This is a genomic window from Flavobacterium notoginsengisoli (assembly GCF_042686225.1).
Lineage (GTDB): Bacteria > Bacteroidota > Bacteroidia > Flavobacteriales > Flavobacteriaceae > Flavobacterium > Flavobacterium notoginsengisoli.
On record NZ_JBHUOT010000006.1, the window covers coordinates 368,817 to 382,188 of the forward strand.

General features: G+C 33.3%; 14 protein-coding genes. 4 read left to right on the forward strand and 10 right to left on the reverse strand.

The genetic code is table 11. The annotated features are described in order from the left end of the window. The first annotated feature begins 16 nt into the window (after positions 1 to 16). The 3 genes from ACFS3A_RS15960 to ACFS3A_RS15970 all read left to right on the forward strand — a co-directional run bounded on the left by ACFS3A_RS15960 (position 17) and on the right by ACFS3A_RS15970 (position 2,375). Positions 17 to 916, forward strand: coding sequence for a NifU family protein (locus ACFS3A_RS15960; RefSeq protein WP_379826553.1), 900 nt, complete (start codon positions 17 to 19; stop codon positions 914 to 916). 146 nt (positions 917 to 1,062) lie between these two features. After that, a complete protein-coding gene (locus tag ACFS3A_RS15965) occupies positions 1,063 to 1,476 on the forward strand; it encodes a YtxH domain-containing protein (protein ID WP_379826554.1) in 414 nt (137 codons plus the stop codon). 92 nt (positions 1,477 to 1,568) lie between these two features. Then, positions 1,569 to 2,375, forward strand: a complete 807-nt coding sequence (locus ACFS3A_RS15970; RefSeq protein ID WP_379826555.1) for a mechanosensitive ion channel family protein — start codon at positions 1,569 to 1,571, stop codon at positions 2,373 to 2,375. A gap of 2 nt (positions 2,376 to 2,377) precedes the next feature. Here the strand turns inward: ACFS3A_RS15970 and tsaB are convergent, their stop codons facing one another. The 7 genes from tsaB to ACFS3A_RS16005 all read right to left on the reverse strand — a co-directional run bounded on the left by tsaB (position 2,378) and on the right by ACFS3A_RS16005 (position 10,280). Further along, positions 2,378 to 3,052, reverse strand: a complete 675-nt coding sequence (gene tsaB, locus ACFS3A_RS15975) for a tRNA (adenosine(37)-N6)-threonylcarbamoyltransferase complex dimerization subunit type 1 TsaB (protein WP_379826556.1) — start codon at positions 3,050 to 3,052, stop codon at positions 2,378 to 2,380. A gap of 33 nt (positions 3,053 to 3,085) precedes the next feature. Beyond that, positions 3,086 to 4,375 carry an efflux RND transporter periplasmic adaptor subunit gene (locus tag ACFS3A_RS15980; protein ID WP_379826557.1) on the reverse strand — a complete coding sequence of 430 codons (1,290 nt, stop codon included), beginning with the start codon at positions 4,373 to 4,375 and terminating at the stop codon, positions 3,086 to 3,088. Positions 4,376 to 4,381: 6 nt separating this feature from the next. After that, positions 4,382 to 5,833 (reverse strand): TolC family protein, encoded by a 1,452-nt coding sequence (locus tag ACFS3A_RS15985; RefSeq protein ID WP_379826558.1) that lies wholly within the window; start codon positions 5,831 to 5,833, stop codon positions 4,382 to 4,384. 86 nt (positions 5,834 to 5,919) lie between these two features. Further along, positions 5,920 to 7,035 (reverse strand): efflux RND transporter periplasmic adaptor subunit, encoded by a 1,116-nt coding sequence (locus tag ACFS3A_RS15990; RefSeq protein WP_379826559.1) that lies wholly within the window; start codon positions 7,033 to 7,035, stop codon positions 5,920 to 5,922. Between the two features lie 38 nt (positions 7,036 to 7,073). Next, positions 7,074 to 8,339 carry an ABC transporter permease gene (locus ACFS3A_RS15995; protein WP_379826560.1) on the reverse strand — a complete coding sequence of 422 codons (1,266 nt, stop codon included), beginning with the start codon at positions 8,337 to 8,339 and terminating at the stop codon, positions 7,074 to 7,076. A gap of 2 nt (positions 8,340 to 8,341) precedes the next feature. Continuing rightward, on the reverse strand, positions 8,342 to 9,586 hold the full coding sequence (locus ACFS3A_RS16000) for an ABC transporter permease (protein ID WP_379826561.1): 1,245 nt from the start codon (positions 9,584 to 9,586) through the stop codon (positions 8,342 to 8,344). Next, positions 9,579 to 10,280 (reverse strand): ABC transporter ATP-binding protein, encoded by a 702-nt coding sequence (locus ACFS3A_RS16005; RefSeq protein ID WP_379826562.1) that lies wholly within the window; start codon positions 10,278 to 10,280, stop codon positions 9,579 to 9,581. The genes ACFS3A_RS16000 and ACFS3A_RS16005 overlap by 8 nt, the downstream gene beginning before the upstream one ends. A 175-nt stretch (positions 10,281 to 10,455) precedes the next feature. Between ACFS3A_RS16005 and ACFS3A_RS16010 the strand changes: the two genes are divergently transcribed. After that, positions 10,456 to 11,862 carry a DUF4403 family protein gene (locus ACFS3A_RS16010; RefSeq protein ID WP_379826563.1) on the forward strand — a complete coding sequence of 469 codons (1,407 nt, stop codon included), beginning with the start codon at positions 10,456 to 10,458 and terminating at the stop codon, positions 11,860 to 11,862. 20 nt (positions 11,863 to 11,882) lie between these two features. Here the strand turns inward: ACFS3A_RS16010 and ACFS3A_RS16015 are convergent, their stop codons facing one another. Genes ACFS3A_RS16015 through ACFS3A_RS16025 form a run of 3 tightly spaced genes read right to left on the reverse strand, consistent with a single transcriptional unit; the run spans position 11,883 to position 13,361 of the window. Continuing rightward, a complete protein-coding gene (locus tag ACFS3A_RS16015; RefSeq protein ID WP_379826564.1) occupies positions 11,883 to 12,140 on the reverse strand; it encodes a hypothetical protein in 258 nt (85 codons plus the stop codon). Beyond that, the gene (locus ACFS3A_RS16020; protein WP_379826565.1) at positions 12,130 to 12,672 is read right to left on the reverse strand and encodes a DUF420 domain-containing protein; all 543 of its coding nucleotides are present in this window, start codon (positions 12,670 to 12,672) and stop codon (positions 12,130 to 12,132) included. Before ACFS3A_RS16020 ends, ACFS3A_RS16015 begins: the two co-directional genes overlap by 11 nt. A 2-nt stretch (positions 12,673 to 12,674) precedes the next feature. Beyond that, the gene (locus ACFS3A_RS16025) at positions 12,675 to 13,361 is read right to left on the reverse strand and encodes an SCO family protein (protein WP_379826566.1); all 687 of its coding nucleotides are present in this window, start codon (positions 13,359 to 13,361) and stop codon (positions 12,675 to 12,677) included. Positions 13,362 to 13,372: the final 11 nt, after the last annotated feature.

The window sequence follows — 13,372 nt, forward strand, 5'->3', positions numbered from 1 at the left end:
CAAAAAATATACTGTCATGACAAAAATCACTATAAAAGAAACTCAAAACCCAACAATTTTAAAGTTCGAGTTTGAGGATTTTATTACTCAAAATCAAAACTTTGAGTTTAAAAATATCGACGAGGCACAAGCTTCTCCGCTGGCTCAGCAACTATTCTATTTACCTTTTGTTAAGACCGTTTATATATCCGGAAATTTTATTGCGATTGAAAGATACAGCATTGTAGACTGGGATGATGTTAAAGATGCTGTTGCAGAACAAATTAGTTCTTTTGTTGAAAAAGGAGGCGTTATCATTAAAGTTGACGAAACTAAAGCAAAAAAACAGCCTATTACAGTTTATGGAGAAACTACTCCAAATCCTTCTGCCCTAAAATTTGTTGTTAGCAGAATGTTGACTCGTAATGCTGTTGAGTACAAAAATATCGATCAGACAGCTTCTTCTCCATTAGCACAGGAATTATTTAAGTTCCCTTATGTAAAAGAAATCTTTATCGACGAAAACTACATTTCGGTAACAAAATATGAAATTAATGACTGGTCTGAAATTACTTTAGAGTTAAGAACTTTCATTAAGCAATTTATTGAAAATGGGGGTACAGTTTTAGACGAAAGCCTGATCCAGACCACAACAAAAAATGAAGTGACAAAAGACGAAGCATTTGACAAATTAGATGTTACTTCACAACAAATCATTAATATTTTAGAAGAATATGTAAAACCCGCAGTAGCTGCTGACGGAGGAAACATTGCTTTTGAATCTTATAATGAAGAAGATAAAACGGTAAAAGTACTTTTACAAGGAGCTTGCAGCGGATGTCCTTCTTCTACATTTACTTTAAAAAGCGGTATCGAGAACATGCTGAAAAGTATGCTGAACGATGAAGCCATAAAAGTAGAAGCTTCTAATGCATAATTATCACGATTAAAGAATAAGTAAAGCGTCTCTTTTGAGGCGCTTTTTTATTGTTAAATATTAATTGTCAATTATTTACCATCAAAAAAACTAGTAATTCTATAAAATTAGTTAATATTGTATTATTAACCAATTAATTAAAAACCATGGGATTATCTTCATTTTTTAAAAATTTATTTGGCTCGACCAAAGAATCCGTAACTGAATTGGCAAATAATGCCGAAAGCACTTTTGAACAAGCAAAAGAAGCCGCTGCTCCATATATCGAAAAAGCAGAAACTTTTGCAGAAGAAACTATTGATAAAGTAAAAGAAGTTTCGGAACCTTATATTGACAAGGCTGCAGATTATGCCAACCAGGCAAAAGAAACAGTAAGCGAATATGCAGACAAAGCATCTGACGCAATAAGCGACGTAATTGATACCGTTAAAGAAAAAACAGCTTCTCTAACAAATGATACTGATACTCCGAAAACTATTTCTGAAACGGTTGCTGACGTAAGCGAAAAATCTGCCGCAGCAGTAGAAGAATTTGGCGATGAAGCTGCTGACAAGGCATAATGTATATTTTCTCATAAAGTAAATATTTTTATATTTGCAGTACCAATACACCTTCTCTTTTGAGAAGGTTTTTTTATCTTTAAAATACAAATATGAGCCCAGAACAATTAAGCAGTTATGCCAATGCAATTATAAACATATTAGTAGACTATTCACCCAAATTAATATCTGCTTTTATTGTTTTATTTGTTGGTCTGTATGCAATAAGATTAATAAACAGATCAATCAGAAAAATAATGGTGAAACGAAATTTAGATCCTACATTGACTAAATTTCTTGCCGATATTTTATTATGGGCACTCCGAATTTTATTATTTGTAACCTTTATTTCAAATCTCGGAATTCCAACTACTTCTTTTGTAACTATTTTAGGAGCAATGGGACTTGCAATTGGTCTATCCTTACAAGGTTCACTTTCTAATTTTGCCGGGGGTATGCTGATAATTGTTTTTAAACCTTTTAAAGTTGGCGATACAATCGAAGCACAAGGCGTTGTTGCTACAGTTTTAGAAATCCAGATTTTTGTTACTAAAATGTTGACAGGAAATAATCAGACTGTTTTTGTACCGAATGGCGCTTTATCAAACGGGACAATCATCAATTATTCTATGCAGGGAGAAAGAAGAGCCGATTTGACTTTTTCTGTTTCCTATGACTCTGATATCAAAAAAGCAAAAGAAGTTCTTTTGGACGTTTTGCATAAAAACCCAAAAGTGCTTGAAAATCCTGCACCTGAGGTTTTTGTAAAAAATTTATCGGCAAGTTCTGTAGATTTTGCGGTTCGTCCCTGGGCAAAAAATGCCCATTATGGATCCGTTTTTTCTGAAACGCTGGAGAATTGTAAAGCTGCACTGGACGAAGCCGGAATTGACGTGCAGCCGTATACTATACAAAAATAATATTACTCCTTTTTAGAAGGAGCAGTTATCATAAAATCTTTTAAATAATAAGGCTCAAAATAAGCGACATCTACAGTGTCGCTTTTTTGGTACTTGTCAAAACTAATTTTGCTCATAGCTTGTGCCGAAGGATATTTTACATCTTCTAAAAACACAAAATTTTCTTTTGTTAAAACAGCTTTACATTTGTCGGCACAATCACCAACAAAGTAAAGTTTATCATTGTATTCCTGAAATGAATTTTCGTCTATAATTTCAGCTTTAATAGCTCTTTCTATCGTCAAATCTGAATTAAAAACTTCACTGTAAACTTCCATACGGCGGGCATCTAACATCGGAATAATTTTTCCATCTGAAACTCCTGCCTGAGAAGCCAAAGTTTGAAGTGTATCAATTGCTATTAAAGGAATATTTAAAGCATAACATAACCCTTTTGCGGCAGAAACACCAATTCTCAAACCTGTGTAGGATCCTGGTCCCTGACTAACTGCAATTGCATTTAAATCCTGAACAGAAATACCTGAATCAGCGATTACTTCTTCAATAAAAACATGAAGTTTTTCGGCATGTGAATATCCTTCCTCTGCAAGTTCTCTGCAAACAACGGTTTTACCGTCTTTTGCAACAGATACTGAACAATTTTTAGTAGCCGTTTCGATATTGAGAATAAAAGACAAAATATTTGGTTTTAAATTTAGTATTGCGTTACATTATTTCTTAGGAGATTCTGCTTTTTTAAGCTTTACCTGATCTCCCGAATTAAGTTCTTTAGAAACTGTTGTATAAGGCCCTGTAATTACTACATCGCCCGGTTTTAAACCTGACATCACTTCAATGTTCGTATCGTCCTGAATTCCTGTTTTAATCACTCTTATTTTAGCTTTATCTCCCACTTTCACAAAAACACATTCGAATTTTTTATCGCTTTTAGGAGCTGCCTTTTTATCTTCATTCGGATCTTCAACTTTAAATTCTTTTACAGCAGTAGTATCTGATTTTACTACAACAGAACTAATTGGCACAGCCAAAACGTTTGTTTTTGTTGTTGTAATAATATCTACAGTAGCTGTCATTCCCGGTCTGAAAGGAGAATATGTACTTGGTTTTCCTTCCAGTAAATCCTGATAAGATTCTTTTAAAATACGAACTTTAACTTTAAAATTTGTTACCTGATCTGATGTTAAAGTTGTACTCGCTGAATTTGAAATACTGGTTACAACTCCTTTGAATTTCTTTTTCAGATAAGCATCAACTTCAACGTTTGCTTCATCACCAATTTTAATTTTTACGATGTCATTTTCATTTACATCAACTTCAACTTCCATATTGTTAAGGTTAGCAACACGCAAAAGCTCTGTTCCGGCCATTTGTTGTGTTCCTAAAACTCTTTCTCCTAATTCTACATTCAAAACAGAAATGGTTCCATCAGCCGGCGAATATATTGTTGTTCTGCCCAGATTGTCTCTTGCTTCTGTAACCGACGCCGAAGCACTCTGAACATTATAATAAGCACTTTGCTTTGTAGCTTTTGCAACTTCGTATGTCGAAATAGCTTTATCCCAGTCCGATTTTGAAATTACACCCTTATCAAACAAGGTTTTGTTACGCTCATAATTTGCTTTTGCTTCTTTAAAACTAGCATCAGATTGTGTTAAACTGGCTTTTGTACCAGCAAGATTCGCAACAGATCTTTCTAGTCCGGAAGTGTATAAATCAGGATTTATTTTTACCAACAAATCACCTTTTTTAACTACTTGTCCTTCTTTTACATTTAAAGCAATAATCTCTCCTGAAACCATTGAAGCAATTTTAACTTCAATTTCCGGTTGAATTTTACCTGTCGCTGAAACTGTTTCAACAATCGTTGAAGCTTCTACTTTTGTAATTTCTACTTCTTTTCCTTCGTCTTTGTTTCCTATTACCCCTTTTTTAATCACAACTAAAGCTATGATAATAAATGTGGCTATACCAAGTAAGAGATAAACTGTTTTTTTCTTCATAATGAATTATTTTGTAATAATTGGAACGATTGGAATTCCGAAATAAAACTCAAGTATTTTAATTTTAAACATGTAATCGTATTTTGTTGTAATAACATTAGACTGTGCAGTAGTCAACAACGTCTGCGCCTGCGTGAAATCAAATGAATTCATTAAACCAACATCATATTTTTCTTTTGCATAATTATAAGCCTGTTGTCTTGCTTCTAGAGTTACAGTAGATGCCTCAAAAGTGTTTAAAGCGGCTTTCGCATCAGTAAAAGCAGTATAAACGTTACGTTGCAAATCTAAACTTTTTTGCTCTAAATCTATTTTAGATTTTTCTAAACTTACTTTGTTTCTTTCAACATTATTTCGTGTAGAAAACCCATTAAAAATTGGAACAGAAAGCTGTAAACCAAAAGATTGCCCTTTATTATCTTTAAACTGATCCAAAATTGGAGCTGCACTACCCAGAACAGGTGAAAAATTATTTTGTAAAACTGACTGATTTGTACCTTCAACAAATCCGATCTGAGAGGTTGGATTTATTGTATTCGGAGTTGATCCTGTAATGATATCAGAATAACTTGCTCTTGTGTTAAAATTGTAAAAAGCACTTAATGTCGGCTGATAAGCTCCTTTTGCTATTGCAACATTTTTCTCTGCAATTTCAAGGTTCGTCTGAGCCAGCTTTAATTCTGTTCTGATATCTTTTGCCTTATTATAAATTTCGATTGGTGTTTGTGCCAAAATATTATTTTCATCAGCCAGATTGTTGTTATCCACAACATCAAAATCAGCAAATTCTTTTAATTGTAAAAGCTGTGCTAAACTTAATTTTGAAATCAGTAAATTATTCTCAGAAACTGCAATATTTTGTTTATCTGTAGCAACAGTTGCTTTTAAATCGTATAAATCGCCACGAGGAATTGTTCCCGCATTTACCATCTCTTCAGAACGAGCTAAACGTTTTTCATCAATGGTTAATTGCTCTTTTTTAACTTTTAAATCTTCTTTATTAGACAAAATCTGCAAAAATGCACTGGCCACATTTAAAGAAATGTCTTCCTGCATTTTTAATAATTGATATTTGGAAGCCACAATAGAAAGATTGGCTCTTCTTAAATTATTTTGATTTTGAAGTCCTTTGTAGATGTCTACTCCTACCGAAGCCCCTACAGATGAATATTGTGTGGTTTGGTTTTCAAGCAAACCAGTCGTAATATTCTGGTTCAAACCTATATTCCAGGAGTGTGATGCATTTGCATTTACTGATGGAAGATAATTTCCAATAGCTCCTTTTTTATCAATTGCGGCAGATTTTAAGTCCAGTTCCGTCAATTTTATTGTAATATTATTTTCTAATGCGTATCGCACACATTCTTCCAGTGTCCATTGTTTTGATTGCGCGTGTCCAGTTAACCCAAAACCGAATAACAATGCAAAAACCAGACTATTATATTTATTTATTTTCATATATTTTTAATGAAAGCGCAGTAAACCGAACTACGCAAATTTAACATTTTTTAAACCCAAAAAAATCCCTAAACCTTCAAATTAAATTATTTTTTTTCACCTTCGTTAATCAGGCCCTGATTCCAGATTTTTATTTTATCTGTAGCCGATATACCGCTTTTAACTTGAACATAGATTCCGTCACTAACTCCAAGAACTAAATCTCTTCTCTGGAATTTTTGAGGAGCAGTTTCGATCTCCACATAAGGTTTTTGTGTTTTTTTGTCAAATTGTACCAATGATTCCTTAATAGCCATTACTTTTTCTGCTTTTTCTAAAATAATCGAAGCATTTGCACTTAGACCTGCTCTAATAAAAGTGTCATCTCTGTTTACCATCTGTGCTTTTATTTCAAACTGAATTGCTCCGTTTTCTGTAACTCCTTTTGGTGCAATATAATTTAAAACAGCATCGAATTTTTTATTTTCAATAGCTCCAATAGTGATTTCAATAGGCATTTTTTCTTTGATTTTCCCTACTTCAGATTCATCAATTTTTCCAATAAAAATCATTCTTCCAACATCGGCAACGCTGGCAATTGTCGTTCCTTCATTAAAATTATTACTTTCAATTACCTGGTTTCCAACTTTTACAGGAACATCCAAAACCATTCCGTTAACAGTAGAACGAATTAAGGTATTAGCATAACTTCCCAAAGAAGATGTTGTTCCTGTTTTAACAATATCTAAGCTTTGTTTAGCAGCAAGATAAGTTTGTTTTGCCTGATTGTAGGCAACCTGTGCAGCATCAAAATCATTGGCAGAGATCACCTCTTTTTCAAACAATGTTTTTTGTCTTTTATAAACTCTTTCCTGATTATCCAAAGCAATCTTAGCTGTCTGAACCTGATTCTGTGTACTACTTACATTTGAAACGTTTGCCACAACTCTAATTTTAGCAATCATATCTCCCGCTTTGATTTTTTCACCCGCTTTGATATATACTTCTTCAATAATACCCGAAATATTTGGTTTGATTAATACCTCTTCATCAGGCTGAATATTTCCTGTCGCAATTGTATTTTTTACAATTGTTTTAGTTTCTGCTTTTTCCGTTTTAAATACAATTGGCGATTCCTGATTTTTAGCATACAAATAATACAGTGCGCCAAAAAACACGATCGCAATAAATATTAAAATTGTTACGGTTACTCCTTTTTTCATTTGTTTTTGGTTTAATCGATTTTATTTTGATTGATAATTTATTCTGTTCTTAAAGCATCTACTGGCTTCACATTAATTGCGGTCTGTGCGGGAATAAACCCTGCAAGCAAACCAGATCCCACCAATATTAGTAATGCCACAAATACTACACGTAAATCTACACTCGGATTGGCAAACATAGTATTACCTCCCGGCGGCATCGAATCTAATACCATATTTAAAACCGCAATAATTCCAGTTGCAACGGCTATTCCAAACATGCCTGAAATAATCGTTAAAAATATAGATTCTGTTAATATCTGACTTCTAATAGCGCCAGGTGTTGCCCCCAAAGCCCTTCTAATTCCAATTTCTTTTGTACGTTCTTTAACTACAATTAGCATGATATTCGAAATTCCGATTACACCCGAAATCAAAACTAATGTTCCAACGAAATACGCAATTACTTGCAAGATATTAAATAAGCTCTGCACCTTGTTAAACTGTTCGTATAAATCGAAATTTCCAACCGCTCTTTCGTCTGTTGGATTAACAGAATGCAATGCTTTTATGATTTCTAATATTTTAGGTTTTAACTCCGTAATTGATGAATCATCATTTGCGGTTAGCGCCATCCAACCCACTTTATCTCCATAATTAAAAGCTTGTTGAAAAGTAGTAAAGGGGATGAAAATATTTTTCTGTTCTTGTTCTGCATTTCCTCCTTGCTGTTTGGAAGAATAAACCCCAACAACCATAAAATTTATTCCATTTATTTTTATATATGTTCCAACAGACTCTTCTTCTTTACCATAAAGCTCACTAATAACACCTTTTCCAATTACAGCTACTTTTCTTCTCTCATTAATATCCTGCTGGTTTACAAAACGGCCTTTAATAATATCCATAGGCTGTTGTTTTATCAATTCCGGATAATCTCCATAAATTGTAAAAGCCGAGGTTTTTGTACCTCTTACGACATTGTTAGTTCCATTAAAATCTCCCAGCTGATTTCTTGGAGAAACATATAACAAATCCGGTATTGCTTGCTTTAAAGCTGCAACATCACTATTTCTAAAATCATATCGACGAGTTTTAGGCAACCCTTTATAAGCTTTAGAAGTCGTCTGACTCCACATAAACATAGTATTTGTGGCTATTCCGTCAAAACCTTTTTTTACACCATTTTCCAGTCCTTTACCTGCTGCGAGTAATATCACTAAAATAAATATTCCCCAAAACACTCCAAAAGCAGTCAGAATTGTTCTGAAAACGTTTGCTGTTAAAGCCTGTAAAATTTCGTCCCAATTATCTTTACTAAACATAGTTATTCGTCTCTAAGTGCTACAATAGGTTTAATTTTTGCGGCTCTGTATGCTGGAAAAAAACCTGCCATAGCACCTGCAAATACAAGCAGAATTAAGGTTGTTAACGCTACACTAAAATCTACTTCAGGATTTCTGAAAAACTCACTCTGAACCATTGGCCCAACAAATTCCAACAAAAGCAAACTCCCTAACAATCCAACAAATCCGGCAATGGTGGTAATAAATATTGATTCGTGAAGAATCATTGAAATAATCGAAAATGGCGAAGCTCCGAGTGCTTTTCTAATTCCGATTTCTTTTGTTCGTTCTTTCACTATAATAAGCATGATATTACTCACTCCAACTACTCCTGCTATAATCGTACAAATACCAACCCACCAGAAAAAGAGCCTGATATACAAGTTTAAATCGTAAAACTGCTTTGCATCTTTAACTGAATTATAAACACCCACACCACTATCATCCTCAGGCGAAACCATGTTTTTACTCTTAAGCAAGTTCTTTAAATCTTGTGTAAACTTTTCAGATTGTGCTAAAGCTTCATCATAATTATCTGTCTTTTTAAGTGTAAAAAACAAATTACTGATTTTATCTCCGCCTCCAAACGTTTTCTGAACAGTTGTCAATGGCAAATAAGCACGGGTTTCTTCTCTTTCTCCTCCCGGATCTGTAAAAACACCAACCACTTTAAAGCTGATTTTGTTAATTAAAATTTCCTCTCCAATTGCCTCTTTGTCTTTTAGCAGATCCTGTTTTAACTTCATTCCAATAACTGCCACTTTTGTATTATTTTCAAGATCTTTTGCGTTGATATAACGTCCTTGAACAATGGTTAGATTTTCTATACCGCCATAGTCAGGATCAACACCTCTAAACTGATAACTTCCAGACTCTTTTCCATAAGCAAAAGACTGTCCCCAATAATTATTTGTCGAAGCGCGCAAATCTAATTGATCTTCAAACTTTTGAACCGATTGATTGTAATCGCTATTTCTAAATTGAACCTGTCTTCCAGGGTTTAATCCTTTGTATTCTTTAGTTGTTGTTCCCGACCAAACTTCCACAATTCCCGCAGCATCGCGTTCAAATTGTTTTTCAATTCCATTTTGAAGTCCTTTACCTGCACCAAGTAAAATCACCAAAATAAAAATCCCTGAAGCTACCGAAATTCCTGTTAAAAATGTTCTTAAACGGTTTTTCGATATTGCTTCAAATATTTCCTGCCAACGCTCAATATTAAACATAAGACGAAGCTCTAACTTGTTCTACTTTTTTATCATCGATAATTAATCCGTCTTTTAGGACTACATTTCTTTTGCACATTGCGGCAATATCAGGTTCGTGTGTAACAATCAAAATAGTTTTACCTTCGTCATTAATTCCCTGAATCAGCTCCATCACTTCATAAGAAGTTTTAGTATCCAATGCTCCCGTAGGTTCATCTGCCAGTAAAACCTTCGGATTGGAAGCTAATGCTCTTGCGATAGCCACACGTTGTTTCTGACCTCCTGAAAGTTCGTTTGGTAAGTGATGCGAATGAGACCCCAAACCTACTTTTTCTAAATATCTCATGGCAATCTCATAACGTTCTTTTCTTTTAATTCCCTGATAATACAATGGCATTGCAACATTATCTAATGCTGTTTTATAATTAATTAAATTAAAAGACTGAAAAACAAACCCTAAGAATTTATTTCTATATTTTGAAGCAAGAGTTTCATTTAATTTCTTGATTGGAGTTTTGTCCAAGATATAACTTCCTGAATCGGCTTCATCTAATATTCCTAATATATTTAAAAGTGTAGATTTACCTGAACCAGATGATCCCATAATCGCAACTAATTCACCTTCTTCAATATTAAAATTAATACCTTTTAGCACGTGTAATTCCGAACTTCCCATCTTATAGGATTTATGTAAATCTTTAATTTCGATCATGGTATTGTTAAATTTTTAGACAATAATAACATTTTTATTAAGTAATTTATGATAATAAAAAGTTAATAATTTTACTACCTTTTTCTATAAGACTTCAATTTTTGGGAATTGTTACAGTTTTTTAATAAAATATGATTGTTTTCGTAATTTTACCGTGTTTTTAAAACTTATCTTAATGAAGCTTACTTCTATTCTTTCAATGTTTACAGCACTTGCCATACTTACAGGCTGTTCTACTGCTCAAAAATTAGAAACCTTAAAACCGGAACCGGATGATGCTAGTCCGTTAGTTTATGACAGCAGTCCCTCATTCATCAACTTACCTATTACCATAAAATTAAGTGATATTGAGAACCAAACCAATACTTTTTTAAATGGACTAATCTACGAAGACAACAATATTGAAGATGACGATATTGAAATGAAAATCTGGAAACAAGCTCCGATCAAAGTTCAAAATGACCCAGCGAATCCGGACAAAAGAATAAAAACAATTTTACCGCTTAAAGCGAATATCAAATATCGCATTGGCACTAAAAAACTAGGTGTAGAATTGTACGATGTCAGAGAATTTAACTTAAACGGAACCATTACATTATCCAGCGAAACAGCCCTCACAAACTGGAAACTTTCTACCAAAACAGAATTCAAATCTATTGACTGGAGCGAAAGCCCAACCATGAATGTTTTTGGTAAAAATATGCCTATTACTTATTTAATAAATCCGGCTATTTCTATTTTTAAAGGCAAATTGGAAAAGAAAATCGACGAAGCTATCGAAAAATCTATGGATTTCAAACCAAATGTTCTTCAGGCAGTAGAAAAAATATGCACACCATTCCAAATGAGTGACACTTACGAAAGCTGGCTAAGAATTGTTCCTATTGAAATTTACTCTACAAATGCCAAGCTCAAAAACGATTCATTTTTACTGGATATGGGAATGAAATGCAATATGGAAACTATTGTAGGCAAACAGCCTGATTCAAAGTTTAACGCAAATAAAATCGTTTTAAAACCAGTCACTAAGATTCCAAATCAAATTTCTGCAAATATTGCTGCAATTTCGAGTTATGTTGACGCTTCGAAAATTATGACGAAGAATTTTGCCGGACAGGAATTTGGTTCTGGAGGCAAAAAAATAACTGTAAAAAATGTTTCTATATGGCACAAAGACGGCAAAATGGTTATTGCATTAGATGTTTTAGGATCTATCAACGGAACACTTTATTTAAATGGATTTCCATCATATAATGCTCAGACAAAAGAAATTTACTTTGAGAAATTAGACTATGTTTTAGACACCAAGAGCAAGTTGATGCGAACTGCAAGCTGGCTCGGACAAGGATATATTTTAAGAAAAATGGAGGAAAGTTGTCGATATTCTATTCAGCCCAATTTAGAAGAAGGCAAAAAGAGCATGGCAGGATATCTAAAAAACTATTCTCCAATGCCGGGAGTTTTTGTAAACGGAAAAATGGAAGATATTCAGTTTGATAAAATCCAGTTGACTAATCAAGCTATTATTGCCTTTATCAAAATAAACGGAACGGTTAATGTTTCAGTAAATGGATTGAAATAATAAAAAAAGCAGTGTAAAATTTACACTGCTTTTTTCTTTTTATACATTCGGTAAATCAAATATCCTATTATTACTACCAGCAAATACGGAATAACCATTAAATAAACAATTCCATCATTTACTGCTTCTGCCTTTTTAGTATTAGAATCTCCTGATAAAGCCGCGCGGCACATAGCACATTGTGCATTGGCTGAAATTCCAATTAAAAATACACAAATTACAATAATAAGATTTTGGAATTTGGAACTTGATTTTTGTATTTTACTATTAGTGTACATAATATGGTGAAATCATTAAGTAAACCACAACTCCTGTTACGGCAACATATAACCATAACGGGAAGGTAATTTTAGCTATTTTTCTATGTCTGTCAAAGCGTTTTGCCAGCGCTCTTACGTAGGTTATCAAAACAAGCGGAATAATTGCAATTGACAACAAAATATGTGTTACCAAAATAAAGAAATATACATAACGCAAAGCTCCCTCTCCTCCATATTTTGTTGAATCTGAAGTCATATGATACGCTACATACATAACCAAAAATGCAACTGATAATGCAATAGCAAAAGTCATTAATCTTTCGTGTAATTTTTGGTTTCCTTTTTTGATTGCCAAAACAGCCCAAACTAACACAACTGCGGTAATACCATTTGTTGTTGCGTAAATTGGAGGCAAAAACGATAACGGTTCTACATTAAAACCAAAATCTTTTAATTTAACCCCAAACAAAATTGCCACAACAACCGGAATTACAATTGAAACCGCAATAATGAATTTGCTGTATTTTTTCTCTAAAGTATTATCTTCCATTTTTATTCTTCTAGTAAAATTTTAATGTCTTGCTGAATATCGCGAACTCCTTTTTTATCTAAACCATCATAATAAATATTAGGGTTTCCGAATTCATCTTTTCTACAACGAATATTGCCGTCTTTATCAATTAAAGCAAATAATCCGGAATGCTCAAAACCGCCGCTCACTTTATTATTTTCACCAGCATAAAGATTAAATCCTTTGTTTGATAAATCCATAATCACATTCTTATCTCCAGTTAAGAAATTCCAGTTTGAAGATTTTACACCTAACAATTTAGCGTGATCTTTTAAAACTTGCGGTGTATCATGATTTGGATCGATTGTAATAGAAACAATTCCGAAATTAGGATTACCGAAAAAAGTCTTTTCAATCTCCAGCATACTCATGTTCATCTTTGGACAAATTGAAGGACAAGTGGTAAAGAAGAATTCCAAAACATAAACTTTCCCTTTATAAGTCTCATTAGAAACTTTTACATTATCCTGATTGGTCAATTCGAATTTTGGAGCTGAACCAATTGTTACAAGTTTAGCTTCATTTGAAGACTTTACCCCAACATTATCCAAACGATTTCCTTTTACAACATCTCCGTTTTTAACCCGATCAACAATTTTAGGAATAGCGTAAATTCCAAAAATCAAAATAACAAAGGAGATTCCTATATACGATTTATTTTTGAACATTATAAATGATT

Bases quoted from the DNA above. Each gene is read 5' to 3' on its own strand.
- ACFS3A_RS15960 (WP_379826553.1), top strand. From the start codon at position 17: ATGACAAAAATCACTATAAAAGAAACTCAAAACCCAACAATTTTAAAG.
- ACFS3A_RS15965 (WP_379826554.1), top strand. From the start codon at position 1,063: ATGGGATTATCTTCATTTTTTAAAAATTTATTTGGCTCGACCAAAGAA.
- ACFS3A_RS15970 (WP_379826555.1), top strand. From the start codon at position 1,569: ATGAGCCCAGAACAATTAAGCAGTTATGCCAATGCAATTATAAACATA.
- ACFS3A_RS15980 (WP_379826557.1), bottom strand. From the start codon at position 4,375: ATGAAGAAAAAAACAGTTTATCTCTTACTTGGTATAGCCACATTTATT.
- ACFS3A_RS15985 (WP_379826558.1), bottom strand. From the start codon at position 5,833: ATGAAAATAAATAAATATAATAGTCTGGTTTTTGCATTGTTATTCGGT.
- ACFS3A_RS15990 (WP_379826559.1), bottom strand. From the start codon at position 7,035: ATGAAAAAAGGAGTAACCGTAACAATTTTAATATTTATTGCGATCGTG.
- ACFS3A_RS15995 (WP_379826560.1), bottom strand. From the start codon at position 8,339: ATGTTTAGTAAAGATAATTGGGACGAAATTTTACAGGCTTTAACAGCA.
- ACFS3A_RS16000 (WP_379826561.1), bottom strand. From the start codon at position 9,586: ATGTTTAATATTGAGCGTTGGCAGGAAATATTTGAAGCAATATCGAAA.
- ACFS3A_RS16005 (WP_379826562.1), bottom strand. From the start codon at position 10,280: ATGATCGAAATTAAAGATTTACATAAATCCTATAAGATGGGAAGTTCG.
- ACFS3A_RS16010 (WP_379826563.1), top strand. From the start codon at position 10,456: ATGAAGCTTACTTCTATTCTTTCAATGTTTACAGCACTTGCCATACTT.
- ACFS3A_RS16015 (WP_379826564.1), bottom strand. From the start codon at position 12,140: ATGTACACTAATAGTAAAATACAAAAATCAAGTTCCAAATTCCAAAAT.
- ACFS3A_RS16020 (WP_379826565.1), bottom strand. From the start codon at position 12,672: ATGGAAGATAATACTTTAGAGAAAAAATACAGCAAATTCATTATTGCG.
- ACFS3A_RS16025 (WP_379826566.1), bottom strand. From the start codon at position 13,361: ATGTTCAAAAATAAATCGTATATAGGAATCTCCTTTGTTATTTTGATT.